Genomic DNA, 20,263 nt, shown 5'->3' with positions numbered 1-20,263 from the left:
GCGCGGAAGATGCGCGCTCCCTCTCGCCGGGGTTCCGGAAAAGACGAGGGATCACGCACCTGCTCCGGAATGGAGCAGGTGTGCCGAAACGATACAGCTGCGATGGACGCTCAGTCCGGGCGATGTCCCGGGAGCATGCGATGGAGCACCGTCCTGCCCTGCAAGGCGTGCAGCACGACCGCCGCGATGTGCGCGGCGATCAGCGCGGCAAGACTCCAGGCAAGCACGGCGTGCGCGCCGTTGAAGAATGCGTTGATGGCCTCGTCGGGCCAGCCTGCCTTGGGTATGGACAGGCCGAAGGCGCGCATCGGGTACTTGGTGAAACTGCTCGACAGGTAACCCGCCAGCGGGGTGAGCACCAGCAGCAGGCAGAGCAGGCGGTGGCCGGCGTCGGCCAGGCGGCGTTGGGTGCCATCCAGCCGCGCATCCTCCGGCGGCGGGTGCAAACGGCGCCAGGCGATGCGGGCGGCCACCAGCAGCAGGGCGAGGATGCCGAAGGACTTGTGCCAGGCGATGGCGGAGCTGCGTCCGGCACCCTTGGGCAGGTCGACCATGTACAGCCCCAAGCCGAGCAGACCCAGCACCAGGGCCGCATGCCCCCAGTGCAGGGCCATCGCGCCGCGGTCGTAGCGCGGTGGATGCCCGTCTGGCGGGTTCGCGGGAGGGTGCGGCCTGCTGTGCTGCTTGCGGGCAATGGCCGGCAAGCGTGTTCTCTCATCCACGTTGCATGCCCTTCCTGGTCGATGTCTCGGGGGGAGGCTCGACTTCGTCGCGGCTCCCCACGCTTCGTTCCGGTCCGCTGCCGATGGCGCACACCTGCTCCCTTACGGAGCAGGTGTGCCATCCTGGGACAAGGTGCTCAGTTGCTCCCCGGGACCTGGTGGGTGACGCCGTGCTGCGCGAAGATGCGGCCGAGTTCGCCGGAGCGCTGCAGTTCGGCCAGCGCCTCACCAAGGGCGGCGGCGAGGGTCTCGTGCTCGGCCTTGACCGCCATGCCGACCGACCAGCCGCGCAGGCGCATCTCCGGCATGTGAAGCGGATCGAGCGCAAAGCCGTCGGCCTTGCCGAGCGCGGCCTCCAGCTGCGCGCGCGAACCCATCACCGCGGCCATCTCGCCCTGTCGCATGGCCTGCACCGCCTGTTCGGTGCTGCGGAAATGGACCACGTTGTTGCGCAAGCGGCCGCCCAGCACGTGCAGCAGGAAGTCGCTCGCGTGGGTGTCCAGCTCCGCACCGATCTTCTCGCTGGTGAACACTTCCAGGCCGGACGCGGAGCCCGCGGGCTCGGGCAGGCGCGCGGTGTCGCGCGCCAAGGCCATGGTTTCCAGGTGGTAGGGGCCGAAGATCTTCACCTTGTCGTTGCGGCGCGCGAGGTTTGCATCGACCGGCACGTGGAGCATGACGTCGGCCGGGCGGGTGCCCAGGTAGTGTCCGCGCCACACCATGTTGCGCAGGTCGTCGTTCATGTCCTCGTCGGCGATGAATTCGACGAATTCCGCGCGCAGGCCGAGGCGCTCGGCCAGCGCCTGTCCGATTGCGATGTCGATGCCCTTGCCGCGCGCCGACCAGGGTGCGAAGTCGGCATACACGGCGATGCGCAGGGCACCGGCCTGCTGCGTCTCGAGTTGCGCGGCGGCGCGTGCCGGCAGCAGGCTGCCGAGGTAGAGCGCGCCGGCCGCGAGCAGGAAGTGGCGGCGGTCATTCTTCATGGACGGTGTCCAGCCATGCGCGGATTGCCCACATCGCCTCCTGCGACAGCATGCCCTCGAACGGCGGCATGTAGACCGCGCCGTTGCGGGTCACGCCGTTGCGCACGCGGCCGATGAAGTATTCGTCGGTCTCCGCGTCGATCGGCAGGTAGCGCAGGTCCGGGGCGATGCCGCCTGACACCGCGCCCAGGCCGTGACAGCGGGCGCAGTTCTGGTTGTAGGCCGAGTCGCCGACGCGGATCGCCTCCTTGTCGCCGCGGTAGGGGTTCTCCGCCTGCCATTCCTCGCCGAGCGCCTTCAGCGTGGATACGTCCACCGCCTGGGGCGTTACGTCGCCGTGGGCAATCGCCGTGACCGCGGTGCCGCCAAGCACGGCGGCCGCCAGCAGCGAGCGAAGATTGCGGGTCATTGTCTCCATGTGGTTCATCTCAGCCACCTTGTTTTCCTCTTGCAGGTTGGTTCATCTGGGGAAGTCCAGGTCTTTCCGGTCGGGAACCCCTCGTGCGTGCGGCTTGCGCCTTGCCGGGGATTCGTCGCCGGTGCGCTGCCCCTTCTGCAAGGGGTGTGCCACCCGGCCGGTGGATGGGTGCGATGCTGTGCAAGCGCACGCCTGTCGCGTGGGCGTAACAAACTGGTAAGGAAATTGCATGGATTTCTCGACAGTCGGGAAAATGCCCGATTGCTGCAAGACGTGGCAGGTGCTACGTTCTGAGACAACCCGAAAAAAAGCAGTAATAAAAAAGAACCTGAACGGGGCAGGCACGGAGGAGAGGAATGGAAGGCAGGGCTGTGGTGCGCGAAGCGCACGAAGCGCGTGTTCGCTCGGCGCGCGAGCGATTCTTCGTACGCGGTGACGATGCGGTCGATGGGGTGGCCTCGCTCGTGCTGCGCTCCTGGTCACGGTGCGCCGAGGGCGGTATCGATTTCCGCGCCGCGGTCGACCGCGACCCGGCCGGGCGCGCCATGCTGGCCGAACTGCGCGAGCGCAGCGGCGACCTGCTCGGGCAGGCCGGCGGCATCATGGAGCACGTGTTCGAGCAGATCCGCGCCTCGGGCAGCATGGTGATCCTGGCCGACGCGGAGGGGGTGATCCTGCACAGCCTCGGCGACCCCGATTTCGTCGGCCGCGCGCAGCGCGTGGCCCTGCAGCCCGGGGCCACCTGGGGTGAGGCGGTGCGCGGCACCAACGCCATCGGCACCGCGCTGGTCGAGCAGACTCCGATCGAAGTGTGCGGCGGCGAGCACTTCCTGGACCGCAACGGCTTCCTGACCTGCAGCGCCTCACCGGTGTTCGACCCCCACGGACGGCTGGCCGGCGTGCTGGATATCTCCGGCGACTACCGCAACTACCAGCCGCACACGCTGGCGCTGGTGCGCCTGTCGGTACAGTTGCTGGAGAAGCGTCTGTTCGAACACCGCTTCGCGCGCGATCTGGTGCTCGCCTTCCACACGCGCCCCGAGTACGTCGGCAGCCTGCAGGAGGGCTTGATCGCCGTGTCGTGCGACGGCCAGCTGCTCGGCATGAACGGTGCGGCGCGCGAATGCCTGGGCGGTGCGGTGGGTGAGTCGCCGGGGCGGACGCTCGACAACCTGTTCCGTCTTTCCTTCGGCACCCTGCTCGACCGCGCGGGGCGCGATCCCGCATCGCTGCTTGCGGTGGAGCTGCGCAACGGCCAGCAGGTATACATGCGGCTCAAGACCTCCGTGCCGATGCGGGTCGAGGCCGCGCCGGCGCGGGCGGCCGACGCGCCGGCGGCACGGCCGCGCAGCGCGGCGAAGCCGTGTCAAGGGGTAACGCTGGACGACCTGGCCACCGGCGATGCCCAGCTGCAGCTGGCGCTGGACCGCGGTGCGCGCATCCTGGGCAAGGACATCCCGCTGCTGATCCAGGGCGAGTCGGGCGTGGGCAAGGAGTTGTTCGCGCGCGCCTTCCACCACAGCGGCCCGCGCCGCGACGGACCCTTCGTCGCGCTGAACTGCGCGGCCATTCCCGAAAACCTGATCGAGTCCGAACTGTTCGGCTACAGCGGCGGCGCCTTCACCGGCGCGCGGCGCGAGGGAGCGGTGGGCAAGATCCAGCAGGCACACGGCGGCACGCTCTTTCTCGACGAGATCGGCGACATGCCGCTGGGCATGCAGGCGCGCCTGCTGCGGGTGTTGCAGGAGCGCAGCGTCACGCCGGTGGGCGGCAGCGCCCAGGTGGCGGTGGACATCTCGCTGGTCTGCGCCACCCACCGCACCCTGCGCGAGCTGGTGCGCGAGGGCAGTTTCCGCGAAGACCTGTACTACCGCGTCAATGGCCTCACCGTAACCCTGCCGGCGCTGCGCGAGCGCAGCGACATCCGCCGCATCGTCATGTCCCTGCTGGCCTGTGAAGCGGGCGGCGAGGGCGAGCGGGAGGTCGGCATCAGCGAGGAGGTCATGAGCTTCTTCGAGCGCTACCCCTGGCCGGGCAACGTGCGCCAGCTGCAGAACGTGATCCGGGTCGCGGTGGCCCTGCTCGACGAGGACGAGGCCTTGATCCTGCCCAGGCATTTGCCCGAGGACCTGTTCGGCACCGACGAGTTCGACGGCGCCAAGGGGGTGGCGGACGACACGCGACGCGAAGCATCCTGGCCCGCGGCCGGCGGCCACGGCGTGCCGGCGACCGCCAGCCTGGACGAGATCGAGCTGCAGGCCATCTCGCAGGCGATGCGCGATACCGGCGGCAACGTGTCCGCCGCCGCCCGACGCCTGGGGATCAGTCGCAACACCCTGTATCGCAAGCTCGGCCGGATGAGCTGAATACCGCGCGGGATTGAACCAGGCCGCGTGCCCGCGGGTCTGTCCGACATGATCGGCTTGTCATCGAGGTCACACCATGCCCGCCATTTCGCGCCTTGCCCTTGTCCTGACGGTGGCCGTCCTCGGCCTTCCGGCCGCTGCCGCGCCTGGCGACACCCTTGCCACCGTCCGTAGCGCAGCCGGTGCGGTGAAGGTGGTGGAGGTGGCTGCCGGCCTGGAGACCCCCTGGTCGCTGGCCTTCCTGCCCGACGGACGGATGCTGGTCACCGAGCGCCCCGGGCGGATGCGCATCGTCTCGCCGGACGGTCAGGTCTCCGCGCCCGTCGCCGGGGTGCCGGCGGTGCATGCGCGCTCCCAGGCCGGCCTGCTCGACGTGGTGCTCGGCCCGGACTTCGCCCGCGACCGGCGCATCTACTTCTCCTATGCGGAACCCACGCCCGGCGGGGCGCGTACTGCGGTGGCGCGCGCGGTGCTCGATGCCGACGGCTTGCGCCTTACCGGGGTCGAGCGCCTGTTCGCGCAGAACGAGGACCCCGGCGGTGGCGCGCACTGGGGTTCGCGGCTGGTGTTCGGGCGCGACGGCACGCTGTTCGTTACCCTCGGCGACCGCTACAGCTATCGCGACCAGGCGCAGGACCTCGGCAGCCATCTCGGCAAGGTGGTGCGCATCGCCGCGGACGGCAGCGTGCCGCCGGACAATCCCTTCGTCGGCCGCGCCGGGGCGATGCCCGAGATCTGGTCCTACGGCCATCGCAACGTGCAGGGTGCGGCGCTGCATCCGCAGAGCGGCGCGTTGTGGACCCACGAACACGGTCCGCAGGGCGGTGACGAGGTGAACCTCACCCTGGCGGGGCGCAACTACGGTTGGCCGGTGATCACCTACGGGCGCGAGTACATCACCGGCTTTCGCATCGGCGAAGGCAGCGCGCGCGCCGACGTCGAGCCGCCGCTCACCCAGTGGACGCCCTCGATCGCGCCCTCCGGCATGGCCTTCTATACCGGCGACGCCTTCCCGCAATGGCGGGGCAGCCTGTTCGTCGGCGCGCTGCGCGGCAGCATGCTGGTGCGCCTGAGCCTGGACGGCAACCGGATCGCCGGTGAGGAGAGGCTGCTGCGCGAGCTGGGGCAGCGCATCCGCGACGTGCGTCAGGGCCCCGACGGACTCCTTTACCTGCTCGACGAAAGCGACGGCCACATCCTGCGTCTCGAGCCCGGCGGCTGAGCCGGCGAGCCGGTTCAGGGCATCCGCGTATTCCAAATGACCTTCAGGGCGCGCTACACTCGGCCGTTAGTTATAAATAGAACGACAAGTCCGTGAGGGCCTTCCGGCCCGGACGGAAGCGAGGAGGCGTCATGCAAGGCTTCGAGGAACAGTCGGCGGCATTTGCCGAGCGCATCGCCGGCGAGCTTGCCGAACGGCGGCTGAACTTCCCGGTGTCGATGGAGGTGTCGCTGCGCATCAAGCGCCTGGCCGACGACCCGGATGCCACGCTGGACCAGATCGCCACGGTGGTGCAGGCCGAGCCGGTGCTCAGCGCCAAGACCATCCGCATGGCCAACACGGTGGCGCTCAACCCGTATCGCGCGCAGATCGACACGGTGCGCGACGCGGTGCGGCGCATCGGCCTGTCCTCGCTGCGCAGCCTGGCGCTGGCGGTGGCCAGCGAGCAGCTGGCCGGTGACCACCGTTCGCCCAACATGCGTACCCTGGCCTACGGCCTGTGGCGGCGATCGGTGGACGTGGCCTCGTGGTGCTTCGCGCTCGCCCGTCAGACCCGTGCGGCCAACCCCGACGCCGCCCTGCTGGCCGGCATGATGACCCACATCGGCCAGTTCTTCCTGCTTGCCCGCGCCTCCGACTACCCGGCGATGGAGGCCAACATCGACCGCTTCGCAGCCCTGGTGGGCGAACTGCACCACAGCGTGGGCGTGGCGGTGCTGGAAGTGTTCGACATGCCGGAATCCATACTCGACAGCCTGGAGATCGAGCAGGCCTACGACGGCGAATGGCCGCCGAGCGATCTCGGCCACGTGGTGCTGCTGGCCTCGCTGGTGTCCGAGGTGCCCAATCCCTTCGACGGCCTGCTGGGGCGCAGTCCGGTGCGCGGCCCGGCGGCGGGTACCGCCTTCGGCATCGATGCCGCCGAGCTTTCCGCGCTGCTGGAGGCCTCGCACGCCGAGCGCGAGGAGATCCTCGCCGCGGTGCGGGGTTGAAGGCGTCGACATGGAGAACGGCATGGACGTGAGCCCGAACAAGGGCGCCGGCCTGAGCTTCCGGCTCGATCGCGCGGCCGCCGCACTGTTCGCCAGCGTTGTGCCCGACCCGCAGGCCGAACCGGTCGACGAACCCTGGCTGCATGCGCACCTGGCCGATGAAGGCTACGACAAGCTGCGCTACCTGCCGATGGCGATCACCGGCCTGCTGGCGCAATACAACTCGGGCAACGCGGTGGAGGCGCTGAAGATCGCCGAGGTGGTCGATGCAGAGCTGTCGATCACCATCTCGGGCGACGGCATGTTCGCGGTGCTCAACATCGTCCCCGCGCAAGGCGGCAAGGCAGTGAGCAAGGCCGATGTGCTCGACCAGTTGACCGAGAAGGGCGTCACCGAAGGCATCCTGCTGGACGACATCAACCGGGCGATTGCCGCAGGCGCAGCGCAGAACGTGGTGATCGCGCGCGCGAAGCCCGCGGTCCATGGCGCGGATGGCCGCCTGGAAAGCCTGCTGCCGGCGGCGCGCTCGCGCGTGCCGCGCCTGACCGAGACCGGCCAGACCGATTTCCGCGATCTGGGCGACATCCTCACCGTCAGCCCGGGGCAGCCGCTGATGCGCCGCGTGCCGGCGACCGCAGGGATGGAAGGCATCACCGTGCTGGGGACGCCGATTCCGGCGGTGGCCGGCAAGGAAGTGATGTTCGCCAGCAAGCTCGCCGGCGCGGTCATCGACCCGGCAGACCCCAACCGCCTGCTGGCGGAGATCGCCGGCCAGCCGGTAGTGGTGGCCGGCGGCATGATTGTCGAGCCGGTGTATACCGTGCCTGCGGTGAACATGGCCAGCGGCAACGTGAGCTTCGACGGCAGCGTGGTGGTTCGCGGCGACGTGGCCGCGGGCATGACCATCAAGGCCACCGGCGACATCGAGATCGGCGGCACCGCCGACCCCTGCATGCTGGAGGCCGGCGGCAACATCGTCGTCAAGGGCGGCGCGCTGGGCGGGGTGGGGCGCAAGGAGCACACCGACAGCCTGATCCGCTGCGGCGGCAGCTTCACCGCGGGCTATGCGCAGCAGGCGCGCGTGGAGGCGGGCGACAGCATTTTCATCGACGACATGGCCATGCAGTGCGAACTGGCCGCCGGCAATCACATCCGGGTGGGCAACAAAAGGCGCGGGCACATCATCGGTGGCCAGGCGCTGGCCACGCTGTCGATCACCGGCAAGGTGCTCGGCTCGCCCAACCGTATCGCCACCGCCTTCGAGGTCGGCGTGAGCCCGGCGATGAACCGTCGCATGCAGGAACTGGCCCACGAGCGCGATGCGCACGAGAAGCAGCTGCTGGACATCAGCAAGCTGCTCGTATTCGCCGACCGCAACCCGTCGCGCGTCGACCCGAAGATGGTCGAGCGGGCATGTGCCACGGCGAAGAACCTGTCGGCGGAGATCGAAGCGCTGCGCGACGAGGAGCAGCGCCTGAACGATCTCGTCATGCTCTCGCAGCAGGCTCGGGTGATCGCCGAACAAGCCATGTACGAAGGGGTCACGGTGTTGATGGGCACGCATCGCTACCGGCTCGCCCGCGACCAGGGGCCGGCGCAGATCGGCCTGGTGGGTGGCACGCTCGACCTGCTGCCGCCGGAAGCCCCCCCGGCCGCACGCTGACGGCCGGTCCGGCCGTGAAAGTGCAGAAACACACGATGGAGGAGAATTCATGAGATTGCGGGCTTTGCTTGCAAGAGTGGCGCTGTCCTGGCTCCTGCTGGGCGGCGCTGCGCAAGCCGAGGTGCTCAATGTGGTCCTGACGCCGCGCTCGGTGCCGTTTTCCTACCTCGATGAAAAGGGCGAACTGGTCGGCTTCAACGTCGACATCGTCCGCGCCATCTGTGCCCGGCTGGAGCGCAGCTGCCGGCTGGAGGTGCTGCCATTCCCCGAGATCCTGCCTGCGGTTGCCGCCGGGCGCTTCGATCTCGGCGTCGCGAATTTTCTCCGCACCCCCGAACGCGAGCGCCTGGTGGCCTTCACCGTGCCGTACTGGCGGTCCACTTCGGCCTTCGTCGGCAAACGGGAGTTCGCGATGAAGGCGGTGCGCGAACTGCTGCGCGACACCCCGGTGTGCGCCATCGGCGCCAGCGGCCAGCACCGCTATCTGCTGGAGCAGGCCGGCGAGCATGCCGCCAATGTGCGCGACCTGCCTTCCAACCAGGAAGTCATGGAGGCGCTGTTGTCCGGCGACTGTCCGGTGGCGCTGTTGCCCGCGATGCAGGCGCTGCCCTTCATGCAGACCCCTCGCGGCGCGGAGCTGGCATTCCTGGGCGCCCCCCTGCGCGAGCCGGGGCTGGGCGGTACGGTGCACATGGCGGTGCGCCCCGGCGACGACGCGCTGCGTGAGGCCATCGACCGCGCGCTGCAGCACCTGATCGCCACCGGCGAGCACGAGCGCATGGCCCGTCGTTACTTCCCCTTCAGCATTCTCTGAGCGGAAGCCGGTGAGCAGGCCGCCCACCGACGCGCAGCCGGTCCGCCGCCTCTCGCTACGGCGGCTGTCGCTATGGCTGGCGCTGGGGGCAGCGCTTGCGCTGCTGCTGGGCGTCGGGGTGGTGGCCACCATCGCCGGATCGACGCTCGAGCTGGCCGAGCGTGGCGGGCAGAACACTGCCACCGCACGCATGGAAGAGCTCCGCGCGGTGGGCAACCTGGAGCGCATGATCGCGCTGGGCGACCAGTTCCAGACCGAGACCGAGCCGCTGCGCTGGCGCAAGCTGGCGCTGACCATGCAGGCCCTGGCCCTGCATCCCTCGCTGGGCGACCTGGTTGACGAGGTCGGCGGCGCCACCACCGCCTTCGACACGGCCACCGAGCTGCTGGCCATGCGCGAGGCCGAGATCGCCCGGCCGCGGGTGCCGGACGAGCTTGCGCGCATGGCCGAACGCAGGGAAGCGTTCTGGCTGGCCCGTCGCGCGCAGTTGGAAGAGGCGGCGGACCGGGTGGCCGCCAGCATCGTGCGCGAGATCTCGCAGGCGGCGAACGAGATCTCGCGCGGTACGCGGGTGGTGCTGGCCGTGACCCTGGGCGGGGCGCTGGTCGCCGTCCTGGGCGGCGGGGCGCTGGTGGTACTGATGCGCCGCCATCTGCTTGCGCCGCTGCTCAAGGTCTCCGACGTGCTTGCCGACCTGCGTCGTGGCAAGGACGTGGAGGGCAATCTGCCGACCGTGCACAGCGAGGAGCTGGGCGAAGTGGTCGAGGCGGTGGGCCGCCTGTCCGCCACCCAGCGGGCGCTGGAGCGTGCCGCGCTGTACGACGCGCTCACCGGCCTGTCCAACCGCTACGGGCTGGAGGCCCGCCTGGAGCAGGCCATCGGCCAGGCTCGCCGCCAGAGCCGGCAGCTGGCGCTGATGTTCCTCGACCTGGACCGCTTCAAGTCGGTGAACGACTCGCTCGGCCATGCCAGCGGCGACGCGCTGCTGCGCATCATCGCCGACCGGCTTTCCGGCTGCCTGCGTGAGGCGGATCTGGTGGCACGCCTGGGCGGGGATGAATTCGTCGTCCTGCTCGGCGACATCAATGGCAGCGCGGATGCGGGTCTGGTGGCGCGCAAGCTGCTCGAAGCGGCCGCCCGCCCGGTGCGCATCGAGGGGCTGGAACTGCGCTCCTCGGTGTCGATCGGCATCTGCTTGTTCCCCGACGACGGGCAGGACGGCGGCACGCTGATGAAGCATGCCGACATCGCCATGTACCAGGCCAAGGCCGCGGGGCGGGCGCAGTTCCGTTTCTTCGAGGCGGCGATGAACGAGGCGGTGGTCCAGCGCCTGCGCATCGAGTCGGAGCTGCGCCAGGCCCTGGAGCGCAACGAGTTCCGCCTCTACTTCCAGCCGCAGATGGCGCCGGATGGCCTGCGCATCGTGGCTGCCGAGGCGCTGATCCGCTGGCAGCGAGAGGACGGCACGCTGATCTCGCCGGCGGCCTTCATCCCGATTGCCGAGGAGAGCGAGCTGATCAGCGCCATCGGCGCATGGGTGCTGCGTTCGGCCTGCGAACAGCTGGCGGACTGGCAGACCCGCGGCTTCCGCAACATCCGCCTGGCGGTGAACCTGTCCGCGCGCCAGTTGCGCGACCCGCAGCTGCCGGGGGAGGTCGAACACCTGCTGGCACAGCACCGGCTCGATCCGGCCTTGCTGGAACTGGAAGTGACCGAGAGCGTGGCCATGGAGCAGCCGGAGGTCACCATCGGCAACCTGCAGGCGCTCAAGGCGCTGGGCGTGTCGCTGGCGATCGACGACTTCGGCACCGGCTATTCGTCGCTGTCCTATCTCAAGCTCTTTCCGCTCGACCGCCTGAAGCTGGATCGCGGCTTCGTCAGCGACATCGAGAGCGACCCTAACGACGCCATGATCTGCGCGGCCACCGTCGGCCTGGCGCACAGCCTGCGCCTGGAACTGGTTGCCGAGGGCGTGGAGAGCGGTGCCCAGCACGCCTTCCTGTGCGAACTGGGCTGCGACCTGCTGCAGGGCTACCACTTCCATCGCCCGATGCCGGCCGGCGCCTTCGTGGTGCTGCTGGAACATCAGCACGCGCCGGCCTCACCCCCCGGTCAAGGCTGAGGCGGATCAGTCTTTCGGGCGCTGCGGGCGGCGCACCGCGACCACATGCTGGTAGAGCCCGCCGAACAGCGTCGTCGCCTGCCAGTCGAACGCCGCCGCCTGCGGCGACAGCGAGGCGATCGGGGTGGCGAGCAGCGAGGGCGCGTAGGGTTCGAGCAGGCGGAAGACCCAGTGCATCACCGGCCGCAGCGGATGCCAGCGTCGCGGGCGGTGGTAGTCCACGAACACCGCCTTGCCGCCGGGCGCGACCGCGGCCAGCAGGTTGTCCACGATCAGCCGGCGCTGGTGGGCGGGTACTTCGTGCAGCAGGAAGAAGGCGCAGACTCCGTCGTAGTGCGTGTGGAGCGGCTGGCACAGGTCGGCCCGGCGCACGCCCGCCTGCGGGAAGCCGGCGAGCTTGCGTCGCGCGTTGGCCAGTTGCAGCTCGGCCACATCGACCACGTCGAGCGCGCCCTGCGGACCGACCCGGCGGGCCAGCATGGGCGAGAAGCGCCCGTACACGCAGGCGGCCTGCAGCACGCGCTGGCCGGGGGTGAACTCCGCGCAGGCCGCGCGCATCAGGCGCCCGGCATTGCCCCACAGGATGGCGTTGACCACCAGGTGGCGGTCCAGCCAGGGCAGGGTGCGGCGGTCCAGGTAGGCCCAGCTATAGGTGCGCTGGAGGTAGTCCGGGAGGAGCGGGGCGCTGGGCGCCGTCTCGGTCGCGGGATCGGGGCTGCTCATCGGGGCAGGGATCCTTCTTGTGCTTGCGGGTGGATCGGGTGCGAGTCGGATGCTGGTAGCGGTGCCCGTCGCGTGACACCGGCATGATCGGCCGCTGGCGACGGAACGTAAGCGGATGTTACCATCTTGTCATTCTGCCCGGCCGCTCCGCGCAGCGCCTCGGCTGCTGCCGGAGGCGTCCGCAGATCCGCGCCGTTCGCGGCGTTTCAACGCCGTTCGCGGCGTTTCAACGCCGTTCGCGGCGTTTCAATATTGTTCGGAGGTGTGATGGCTGAGGCGAGTTACGCGCTGGTCTTCCAGGGCGACATTCTGGCGGGGTTCGAGCGCGAGCAGGTGATGCAGCGCTTCGGCGAGCTGTTCGGCCTGAGCGTCGAGGACGTCGAGAAGATTTTCGGGCACCCGCGCGTGGTGCTCAAGCGCAATCTCGACCAGGCGGCCGCCGATGCCTATGTGGATCGGCTGACCGGCATCGGCATGGCGGTCAGCCTCGATGCCCTGCATGCCCCGGCCGCAGCCCTGGCGCTCGAGCCGCTCGCCACCCCCGCCGCCGGAACGGCGACATCGGAAGCGACGCAGGCCGCAGCGCCGGTCGACGCCGTCGCCCCCGCGGCAGCCGCCACCGGCGGCGCCGGTGCGGCGTCCGGCAGCACGTCCTTCGCCGCAGCGGTGGATGAGCGCCGCGACCTGGGTTTCGAGTTCTCCGGCAACGGCTTCGAGTTCTTCCGCATCTGGATCGTCAACATCCTGCTCGGCATCGTCACCCTGGGCATCTACTCGGCCTGGGCCAAGGTGCGCACGCTGCGTTACTTCTACGGCAACACCAGCCTGGACGGCGCCAGCTTCGAATACCTCGCCGAGCCGCTGCAGATCCTCAAGGGGCGGTTGGTGGCCTTCGCCCTGCTGTTGCTTTACATGCTGGCCGACCAGTTCGTGCCCCTGCTCGGCGCCGTGCTGATGCTGGTCTTCTTCTGCGCCTTCCCGTGGATCATGGTGCGCGGGCTGGCCTTCCGCAATTACTACTCGGCCTGGCGCGGCGTGCGCTTCGGCTTCGACGGGCGCATCGGTGAGGCCTACAAGGTCTTCCTGCTGTGGCCGCTGCTGGGCCTGCTCACCGTCGGCCTGCTGTTCCCCTACGCCATCTATCGCCAGCAGCAGTTCATCATCGGCAACAGCCGCTACGGCACCACGCCATTCAGCTTCGGTGGGCGCGCCGGTGGTTTCTACATGATCGCGCTGGCCATCATCGGCGTCGGCATCGGCGGCGGCATCGCCGCCTTCCTGGTGGGCATGGTGCTGCCGGTGATCAGCCTGCCGGTGATGATCGCCACCTACCTGACCATCTTCGCGCTCGGCAACGTGATGATGACCAACCTCTGCTACAACAACACCGCGCTGGGCGCGCACGGCCTGCGTGCCGACTACCGCCTCGGCTCGTATGCGGCGCTGATGATCACCAACACGCTGGCCATCGCCCTGACCCTGGGCCTGTTCTACCCGTGGGCCAAGGTACGCAGCGCGCGCTATGCGGCGGAGCACATCGGCGTGGTGGCCGAGGGCGATCTCGACGAGTTCGCAGCAGGCCAGCGTGACGGGGTGTCCGCGCTGGGTGGCGAGATCGGCGACGTGTTCGACGTGGATCTGGGCATCTGATGCGTATTGCAGGGCGCTTCTTCGACGGCGCCAGTTCGCGCAGCCGGGCGGCCTCCGCGGTGGTCGACGGCTCCTCGATCACCGTCGAAGGCGAGGGCGGCGAGGTGCTCGCCGCCGTAGCGCTGGCGGAGCTGAAGTTCTCCTCGCGGGTCGGCAATACGCCGCGCTTCCTGCGTTTTCCGGGCGGGGAGAGCTTCGAGACCGCGGACAACGACGCGGTCGATCGCCTGGCCTCGCAGCGCTCCCCGGTCAGCGGCCTGGCCCACCGGCTGGAATCCAGGCTGCGCTACGTGCTCGTCGGCCTGGTGGTGGCCATCGCCTTCGTCTGGGGCAGCGTGCAGTGGGGCGTGCCGGCCCTGGCACGGGTGGCCGCTTTCTCGCTGCCTGCCGACGTCAACGCGCATGCCGACCGCCTGGTGCTGGAGTTCCTCGACCGCCGCCTGCTGAAGCCGAGCCGCCTGTCGGTGGCGGAGCAGGAGCGTCTGCTGCAGGTCTTCCATCCGCTGGTCGAGGAGGCTGGCGGGCCTCAGGCGATACGCGTGCTGTTCCGCGATGCCGGCGACACCCTCGGCGCCAACGCCATGGCCCTGCCGGCCGGCACCATCGTGTTCACCGACCAGCTGGTGCAGCTTGCGCAGCACGACGAGGAACTGGTCGGCGTGCTCGCCCACGAGATCGGCCATGTGGTCCATCGCCACGCGATGCGCGGCTCCATCCAGGCTTCGGTCATGGGCCTGCTGGCCGCGCTGGTGGTCGGCGACGTGTCCTCGGTGTCCTCGGCCATCACCGCCTTGCCGCTGATCCTTACCGAACTGGGCTACTCACGGGCCTTCGAGCGCGAGGCCGATGCCCATGCGGTGGAGACGCTGCAAACCCAGGGCATTCCGCCGCAGCGCTTCGCGGACATCCTGCAGCGCCTGGACCCCTTGCAGGACGAGGACGGCGCCTACCTGGCCACGCATCCACCTACCCCGGAACGGGTGCGCGCGATCCTGGGGCAATAAGCGGGACGGTGTCGATCCACCAAGGCAGCGCAGGGTGGATCGACCGTCCGCCGGCGGCGCGATCCTCGCGCGTAGGAGCAGCCTTGGCCGCGATGCGGCGTCGTTTCCCCGCAGGCTGCATCGCGGCCAAGGCCGCTCCTACACGCCTGCGGGGCGCATCGTCACTCAGCGCGTGATCGGCTTGTAGCGGATGCGCTTGGGCTTGGCGCCTTCCTCGCCCAGGCGCTTCTTCTTGTCTTCCTCGTATTCCTGGTAGTTGCCGGCGAAGAAGGTCCATTGCGAATCGCCTTCGGCCGCCAGGATGTGGGTGCAGATGCGGTCGAGGAACCAGCGGTCGTGCGAGATGATCAGCGCGCAGCCGGCAAATTCCAGCAGCGCGTCTTCCAGCGCGCGCAGGGTCTCCACGTCGAGGTCGTTGGACGGTTCGTCGAGCAGCAGCACGTTGCCGCCCTGGATCAGCGTCTTGGCCAGGTGCAGGCGCCCGCGCTCGCCGCCGGAGAGGTTGCCGACGATCTTCTGCTGGTCGCCGCCCTTGAAGTTGAAGCGGCCGATGTAGGCGCGGCTGGGCATCTCGAAGCGGCCCACGGTGAGCACGTCGGCGCCGTCGGCGATGGCTTCGAACACCGTCTTGTCGTTGGCCAGGCCCTCGCGGCTCTGGTCCACCGCGGCGAGCTTGACCGTGGAACCGATCACCACCTCGCCGGCGTCCGGCGTATCGCGCCCTTCGATCATCTTGAACAGGGTCGATTTACCCGCGCCGTTGGGGCCGATGACGCCGACGATGGCGCCCGGCGGGATGGCGAAGTTCACGTTGTCCATCAGCAGCTTGTCGCCGAAGGCCTTGGACACGTTGTGGAATTCGATGACCTTGTCGCCCAGGCGCTCGCCCGGCGGGATGAAGATCTCCTGGGTCTCGTTGCGGCGCTGGTATTCGACGCTGGCCATTTCCTCGTAGCGCGCCAGACGGGCCTTGGACTTGGCCTGGCGGGCCTTGGGGTTGGAGCGCGCCCATTCCAGCTCGGTCTTCATCGCCTTCATGTGGGCGGCTTCCTGCTTGGCTTCCTGCGCCAGGCGCTCGCCCTTCTGCTCCAGCCACGAGGAGTAGTTGCCCTTCCAGGGGATGCCGTGGCCGCGGTCCAGTTCCAGGATCCATTCGGCGGCGTTGTCGAGGAAGTAGCGGTCGTGGGTCACCGCCACCACGGTGCCGGGGAAGCGGGTTAGGAACTGCTCCAGCCATTCGACCGATTCGGCGTCGAGGTGGTTGGTGGGTTCGTCCAGCAGCAGCATGTCGGGGCGCGAGAGCAACAGCTTGCACAGCGCCACGCGGCGCTTCTCGCCGCCGGAGAGATTGCCGATCACCGCGTCCCAGGGCGGCAGGCGCAGCGCGTCGGCGGCGATCTCCATCTGGGTTTCGATGTCGCCGCCGGCGGTGGACAGGATGTTCTCGTACTTCGCCTGTTCTTCGGCCAGCTTGTCGAAGTCGGCATCGGGCTCGGCGTAGGCGGCGTAGATCTCTTCCAGCTTCTGGCGGGCTTCGACGATTTCGCCAAGGCCGGATTCGACCTCTTCCTTGACCGTCTTGGCGGGGTCGAGCTCGGGCTCCTGCGCCAGGTAGCCGATGCGCACGCCGGGTTGCCACTGCACTTCGCCGTCGTACTCCTTGTCCGCGCCGGCCATGATGCGCAGCACGGTGGACTTGCCCGAGCCGTTGAGGCCGAGCAGGCCGATCTTGGCGCCGGGGAAGAAGGAAAGGGAGATGTCCTTGATGATCTGGCGCTTCGGGGGAACGATCTTGTTCACCCGCAGCATCGACATGACGTACTGGGCCATAGTGGGCAATCCGGAGCGTGAAACGAAAGGCGGGAGGATACCATCGCCGCCATGCCGGCCGCGAATGCGGCCCGGCCTTCAGGCGGGCTGCTCCGCCTCCAGGCGGGCGAAGAGATCCTCGCCCGGCATCGGCCGGCCGAAGAGGTAGCCCTGGAACACGTCGCAGCGGTGGCGGGCGAGGTAGTCGCGCTGGTATTCGGTCTCGACGCCTTCGGCCACCACCTGCTGGCCCAGGCTGTGGGCCAGCGCGATGACCGCCGCGGCGATCTTGCCGTCCGCGCCGTCGCTGCGGATGTCATGCACGAAGCTGCGGTCGATCTTCAGCACGTCCACCTCGAAGCGCTTCAGATAGGCCAGCGAGGAGTAGCCGGTGCCGAAGTCGTCGATCGACAGCCTGACGCCCAGCGCGCGCAGCCGGCTCAGCACCTCGGTGGCGCGGTCGACGTCGCGCATCAGCATGGTCTCGGTGAGCTCCAGTTCCAGCAGCCCGGCGGGCAGGCCGGTCTCGGCCAGCACACTCTCCACCAGGCCGACGAGGTCCTGGTGGGCGAACTGCTGGGCGGAGAGGTTGACGGCGACGCTCACCGGCTCGATGCCGGCGTCCAGCCAGGCGCGCAGCTGGCGGCAGGCGGTGCGCAGCACCCATTCGCCGATCGGCACGATCAGCCCGGCTTCCTCCGCGGCCGGCACGAAGCGGCCGGGTGCGAGCATGCCGAGTTCCGGGTGGTGCCAGCGCAGCAGGGCTTCGGCGCCGTCGATCCTGCCGCTGGCGGCGCTGACCTTGGGCTGGTAGTAGAGCAGCAGCTCGCCGCGGTCCAGCGCGCCGCGCAGCTGGTTCTCCAGCAGCAACTCGCCCAGCGAGGCGGTGTTCAGCTCGCTGGAATAGAACTGGTAGGCGTTGCGGCCGTCGCTCTTGGCGCCGTACATCGCGGCATCCGCATTGCGCAGCAGCATCGAGGCATTGCGCCCGTCGTCGGGGTAGATGGCGATGCCGACGCTGGCGGTGACGGTCAGCTCATGAACCCCCAGCAGGTAGGGCTTGCCCAGCTCGCTGACCAGCTTGCGCGCCACCATCGCGGCGTCCTGCGCCTGTTCCAGCTCCGGCAGCACGATGACGAACTCGTCGCCGCCCTGGCGCGCGACCGTGTCGGTGTCGCGCACGCAGGCCAGGCAGCGCTGCGCCACCTGGGCGAGCAAGCCGTCGCCGACGTCGTGGCCGAGGGTGTCGTTGATCAGCTTGAAGCGGTCGAGGTCGATGAACAGCACCGCCGCATGGCGGCGGTTGCGCCGCGACTGCAGGATGGCCTGCTCGAGGCGGTCCTGCAGCAGCGTGCGGTTGGGCAGGTTGGTGAGCGCGTCGTGGTGCGCAAGATGGTGGATGCGCGCTTCGGCGGCCTTGCGGTCGGTGATGTCCGAGAAGATGCCGATGTAGTGGCTGGATTCGCCGGCCGCGTTGCGTACCGCGGTGATCGACAGCCATTCCGGGTACACCTCGCCGTCCTTGCGGCGGTTCCAGATCTCGCCCTGCCACTGGCCTTCGCGCTCCAGCGTCGCCCACATCTCGCGGTAGAAGCTGGCGCTCTGGCGGCCGGAACCGAGTACCGCCGGCGTGCTGCCGGCGATGTCCTCCAGCGTGTAGCCGGTGATCTGGCTGAAAGCCGGATTGACCGCGATGATGCGCGAGCGCTCGTCGGTGATCGTCATGCCTTCGGCGGCATTGGTGAACACGGTGGCATACAGGTTGAGGTCGTCGCGCGCGCGGTGCAGGGCATCGACACGCTCCTCAAGGTCGCGGTTGGCCTGCGCCAGTTCGCGCGAGGTGCGTCCCACCCGCAGCATGGTGAGGGCCAGCCAGCCGGCCAGCACCAGGGCAAGCACGTAGAGCACCGCGCGGTAGTTGTGCGCGTGGCTGGAGGCGCGCTCGTAGCCGAGCGCGTAGGCGAGGTTGAGGTACTCGCCGAGCGAGGCGGTGGGGATGGCGAGGATCTCGCGGGTCAGGGCGTCGATCACCGGCTTGCGTTCCAGCACCACCCGGCCGTGCAGCAGCACGCTGTCCAGCCGCTGCCGCGCCGGGCCCTGCAGTGCGGCGGCCCGGGTCTCCAGCGCGGCGAGGCGCGCGGCGAGCTCGCCGGCCAGTACCGGATCGCCGCTATGGGCGTGGGTCATCACGCCACGCACGAAGATGCCGACCGGCCGGGTCTCCATGACCGTGGCCTGCGGGTCGTCGATCACCATGTCGGTGGCCTGCGGCAGGTAGGCGAGCGAGTTGCGCAGCACTGCATTCTCGCGCTTGAAGAGATCGATGCGGCGCATCTTGTGCGCCAGTGCGGCGCGGAAACTGGCGATCTCCTCGAGCAGGTGACGACGGTCGCCGCCGGGCAGGAAGGCAGGGACGTCCTCGAGGCTGGCAGTGATGGATTCCAGCGTGGCGGCGGCGGTGACGATGGAGTCGAAGTCGAGCTGCAGCCCCACCCGGCTGGCGAGCAGGGCGGCGTTCAGTTCGGCGTCGGCCTGGCGCAGCAGGCGCAGTTCGCGGCTGTAGAGCTGGTGGGCGCGTGCGTCGATGGCGTCCGCCTGCAGGAACAGCCAGCTGAGCACGCTGGCCGCCAGGGCGATGCCCGCCAGGGTCCACAGGAAGCGGGCGCGCGCGACGCCGAGGATGAAGCGCTCGGGGGGAGGGCGCATCATTCCAGCGCCTTGCCGCGGAAGTTGCCGGTGAGCGTGTGCAGGAAGGCCACCAGCAGGCGTCTGTCCTCGTCCGAGAGGCTGCGGCCGAGCTGGTAGCGCGCCATGATGTCGACCGCGTCCTCCAGCGTGTCGGCCCCGGCGTCGTGGAAGTAGGGCGCGGTCAGCGCCACGTTGCGCAGGCTGGGCACCTTGAATACGTGGCGGTCCGCCTCCTCGCCGGTGACGTTGAAGCGGCCCAGGTCGGCCGTGGTCTGCTCGCCGCGATCCGCGAAGTAGTCGCCGAGGACGCCGAAGCGCTGGTACAGGTTGCCGCCGATGTTCACGCCCTGGTGGCAGCTTGCGCAGCCCAGCGCCTTGAAGCGCGCGTAGCCTTCCTTTTCGTCATCCGACAAGGCCTGCGTTTCGCCGCGCAGGTAGCGGTCGAGGCGCGAATCCGGGGTGGTCAGGGTGCGCTCGAACGCGCTGATGGCGCGTGCGATGGTGTCCGGCGTGATGCCCTGCTCGGGGTACTCGCGCGCAAAGGCCTCGCGGTAGGTGTCGTCGGCCGACAGGCGGGCGACGACTTCCTTCCAGTCGGAGGCCATCTCGACCGGGTTGTGGATCGGTCCCGCCACCTGTGCTTCCAGCGTCGCGGCGCGGCCGTCCCAGAACTGGGCGAAGTTGAAGCGGGCGTTGAAGATGGTGGGGGCGTTGACCTGGCCGAGCGCGTCGCCCACGCCGCGCGAGCGCGCAAGCCCGTCCATGCCCCCGCGATCGAGCGGATGGCAGCTTGCACAGGAGATGCTGCGGTCGTGCGACAGGATGGGGTCGTGGAAGAGCCGTTCGCCCAGTGCGGCGCGGCCGGCGTCGAGCTGGTCGGCACCCTGCGGCAGCGGGGTGATCGGTTCGAGCCGGCGGACGGCCTCCGACATGGGGATGCTGGGTGGCGCGACCTGGGGGGCGGGCGGGGCATCGCGCCAGGTCATGAAAACCAGGGCCGCGGCAAACGCGGACAGCAGGGCGGGAATGGCGAGATGGATGGTGCGTGGAGTCACCGCCGAATGATATCGCCCGACAAAGCGCA

At 69.3% G+C, this 20,263-nt stretch carries 15 protein-coding genes; 8 read left to right on the top strand and 7 right to left on the bottom strand.

The features are described 5' to 3' along the window. Positions 1-110 precede the first annotated feature (110 nt). The 3 genes from IAI53_RS07035 to pedF all read right to left on the bottom strand — a co-directional run bounded on the left by IAI53_RS07035 (position 111) and on the right by pedF (position 2,117). On the bottom strand, positions 111-695 hold the full coding sequence (locus IAI53_RS07035) for a cytochrome b (RefSeq protein WP_349771912.1): 585 nt from the start codon (positions 693-695) through the stop codon (positions 111-113). A gap of 164 nt (positions 696-859) precedes the next feature. Next, positions 860-1,708 (bottom strand): substrate-binding periplasmic protein, encoded by an 849-nt coding sequence (locus IAI53_RS07030; RefSeq protein ID WP_187717402.1) that lies wholly within the window; start codon positions 1,706-1,708, stop codon positions 860-862. Further along, on the bottom strand, positions 1,698-2,117 hold the full coding sequence (gene pedF / locus IAI53_RS07025; protein WP_225433165.1) for a cytochrome c-550 PedF: 420 nt from the start codon (positions 2,115-2,117) through the stop codon (positions 1,698-1,700). Before pedF ends, IAI53_RS07030 begins: the two co-directional genes overlap by 11 nt. A 365-nt stretch (positions 2,118-2,482) precedes the next feature. Between pedF and IAI53_RS07020 the strand changes: the two genes are divergently transcribed. The 6 genes from IAI53_RS07020 (at position 2,483) to IAI53_RS06995 (ending at position 11,305) form a co-directional block, all read left to right on the top strand. Continuing rightward, the gene (locus tag IAI53_RS07020; RefSeq protein WP_187717401.1) at positions 2,483-4,492 is read left to right on the top strand and encodes a sigma-54-dependent Fis family transcriptional regulator; all 2,010 of its coding nucleotides are present in this window, start codon (positions 2,483-2,485) and stop codon (positions 4,490-4,492) included. Between the two features lie 76 nt (positions 4,493-4,568). Beyond that, the gene (locus IAI53_RS07015) at positions 4,569-5,714 is read left to right on the top strand and encodes a PQQ-dependent sugar dehydrogenase (protein ID WP_187717400.1); all 1,146 of its coding nucleotides are present in this window, start codon (positions 4,569-4,571) and stop codon (positions 5,712-5,714) included. A gap of 131 nt (positions 5,715-5,845) precedes the next feature. Further along, on the top strand, positions 5,846-6,706 hold the full coding sequence (locus IAI53_RS07010; RefSeq protein ID WP_187717399.1) for an HDOD domain-containing protein: 861 nt from the start codon (positions 5,846-5,848) through the stop codon (positions 6,704-6,706). A gap of 22 nt (positions 6,707-6,728) precedes the next feature. Then, entirely contained in the window at positions 6,729-8,369 is a 1,641-nt protein-coding gene (locus tag IAI53_RS07005; protein ID WP_187717398.1) for a flagellar assembly protein A, read from the top strand. A 49-nt stretch (positions 8,370-8,418) separates the two neighbouring features. After that, complete coding sequence (locus IAI53_RS07000; RefSeq protein WP_187717397.1) at positions 8,419-9,183, top strand: substrate-binding periplasmic protein; 765 nt, start codon at positions 8,419-8,421, stop codon at positions 9,181-9,183. A 10-nt stretch (positions 9,184-9,193) separates the two neighbouring features. Continuing rightward, on the top strand, positions 9,194-11,305 hold the full coding sequence (locus IAI53_RS06995) for a putative bifunctional diguanylate cyclase/phosphodiesterase (protein ID WP_187717396.1): 2,112 nt from the start codon (positions 9,194-9,196) through the stop codon (positions 11,303-11,305). Between the two features lie 6 nt (positions 11,306-11,311). Here IAI53_RS06995 and rquA read toward each other — a convergent pair whose 3' ends face one another. Continuing rightward, entirely contained in the window at positions 11,312-12,028 is a 717-nt protein-coding gene (gene rquA / locus IAI53_RS06990) for a rhodoquinone biosynthesis methyltransferase RquA (RefSeq protein ID WP_187717395.1), read from the bottom strand. A gap of 267 nt (positions 12,029-12,295) precedes the next feature. Between rquA and IAI53_RS06985 the strand changes: the two genes are divergently transcribed. Together IAI53_RS06985 and IAI53_RS06980 are read left to right on the top strand one after the other, a co-directional pair. Then, positions 12,296-13,678: a YjgN family protein gene (locus IAI53_RS06985; protein ID WP_187717394.1), complete on the top strand. Its 1,383-nt coding sequence runs from the start codon at positions 12,296-12,298 to the stop codon at positions 13,676-13,678. Then, a complete protein-coding gene (locus IAI53_RS06980) occupies positions 13,678-14,682 on the top strand; it encodes a M48 family metallopeptidase (RefSeq protein WP_187717393.1) in 1,005 nt (334 codons plus the stop codon). Before IAI53_RS06985 ends, IAI53_RS06980 begins: the two co-directional genes overlap by 1 nt. Before the next feature lie 165 nt (positions 14,683-14,847). On the opposite strand, the gene ettA is transcribed toward IAI53_RS06980, so the two are convergent. The 3 genes from ettA to IAI53_RS06965 all read right to left on the bottom strand — a co-directional run bounded on the left by ettA (position 14,848) and on the right by IAI53_RS06965 (position 20,234). Then, entirely contained in the window at positions 14,848-16,512 is a 1,665-nt protein-coding gene (gene ettA, locus IAI53_RS06975; RefSeq protein WP_187717392.1) for an energy-dependent translational throttle protein EttA, read from the bottom strand. 78 nt (positions 16,513-16,590) lie between these two features. Beyond that, positions 16,591-19,200, bottom strand: coding sequence for an EAL domain-containing protein (locus IAI53_RS06970; RefSeq protein WP_225433164.1), 2,610 nt, complete (start codon positions 19,198-19,200; stop codon positions 16,591-16,593). Further along, the gene (locus tag IAI53_RS06965) at positions 19,197-20,234 is read right to left on the bottom strand and encodes a cytochrome-c peroxidase (protein WP_349771897.1); all 1,038 of its coding nucleotides are present in this window, start codon (positions 20,232-20,234) and stop codon (positions 19,197-19,199) included. Before IAI53_RS06965 ends, IAI53_RS06970 begins: the two co-directional genes overlap by 4 nt. Between the last annotated feature and the right edge of the window lie 29 nt (positions 20,235-20,263).

It is taken from the genome of Thauera sedimentorum (assembly GCF_014489115.1).
Taxonomy (GTDB): Bacteria; Pseudomonadota; Gammaproteobacteria; order Burkholderiales; family Rhodocyclaceae; genus Pseudothauera; species Pseudothauera sedimentorum.
Note: the sequence above shows the minus strand (reverse complement) of the source record. Positions and strands in the feature narration are given on the sequence as shown.

What these genes read in the sequence shown, in the direction of transcription:
- IAI53_RS07030 (WP_187717402.1), bottom strand. Translation starts at nt 1,708, where the DNA reads ATGAAGAATGACCGCCGCCACTTCCTGCTCGCGGCCGGCGCGCTCTAC.
- pedF (WP_225433165.1), bottom strand. Translation starts at nt 2,117, where the DNA reads ATGACCCGCAATCTTCGCTCGCTGCTGGCGGCCGCCGTGCTTGGCGGC.
- IAI53_RS07020 (WP_187717401.1), top strand. Translation starts at nt 2,483, where the DNA reads ATGGAAGGCAGGGCTGTGGTGCGCGAAGCGCACGAAGCGCGTGTTCGC.
- IAI53_RS07015 (WP_187717400.1), top strand. Translation starts at nt 4,569, where the DNA reads ATGCCCGCCATTTCGCGCCTTGCCCTTGTCCTGACGGTGGCCGTCCTC.
- IAI53_RS07010 (WP_187717399.1), top strand. Translation starts at nt 5,846, where the DNA reads ATGCAAGGCTTCGAGGAACAGTCGGCGGCATTTGCCGAGCGCATCGCC.
- IAI53_RS07005 (WP_187717398.1), top strand. Translation starts at nt 6,729, where the DNA reads ATGGACGTGAGCCCGAACAAGGGCGCCGGCCTGAGCTTCCGGCTCGAT.
- IAI53_RS07000 (WP_187717397.1), top strand. Translation starts at nt 8,419, where the DNA reads ATGAGATTGCGGGCTTTGCTTGCAAGAGTGGCGCTGTCCTGGCTCCTG.
- rquA (WP_187717395.1), bottom strand. Translation starts at nt 12,028, where the DNA reads ATGAGCAGCCCCGATCCCGCGACCGAGACGGCGCCCAGCGCCCCGCTC.
- IAI53_RS06985 (WP_187717394.1), top strand. Translation starts at nt 12,296, where the DNA reads ATGGCTGAGGCGAGTTACGCGCTGGTCTTCCAGGGCGACATTCTGGCG.
- IAI53_RS06980 (WP_187717393.1), top strand. Translation starts at nt 13,678, where the DNA reads ATGCGTATTGCAGGGCGCTTCTTCGACGGCGCCAGTTCGCGCAGCCGG.
- ettA (WP_187717392.1), bottom strand. Translation starts at nt 16,512, where the DNA reads ATGGCCCAGTACGTCATGTCGATGCTGCGGGTGAACAAGATCGTTCCC.
- IAI53_RS06970 (WP_225433164.1), bottom strand. Translation starts at nt 19,200, where the DNA reads ATGATGCGCCCTCCCCCCGAGCGCTTCATCCTCGGCGTCGCGCGCGCC.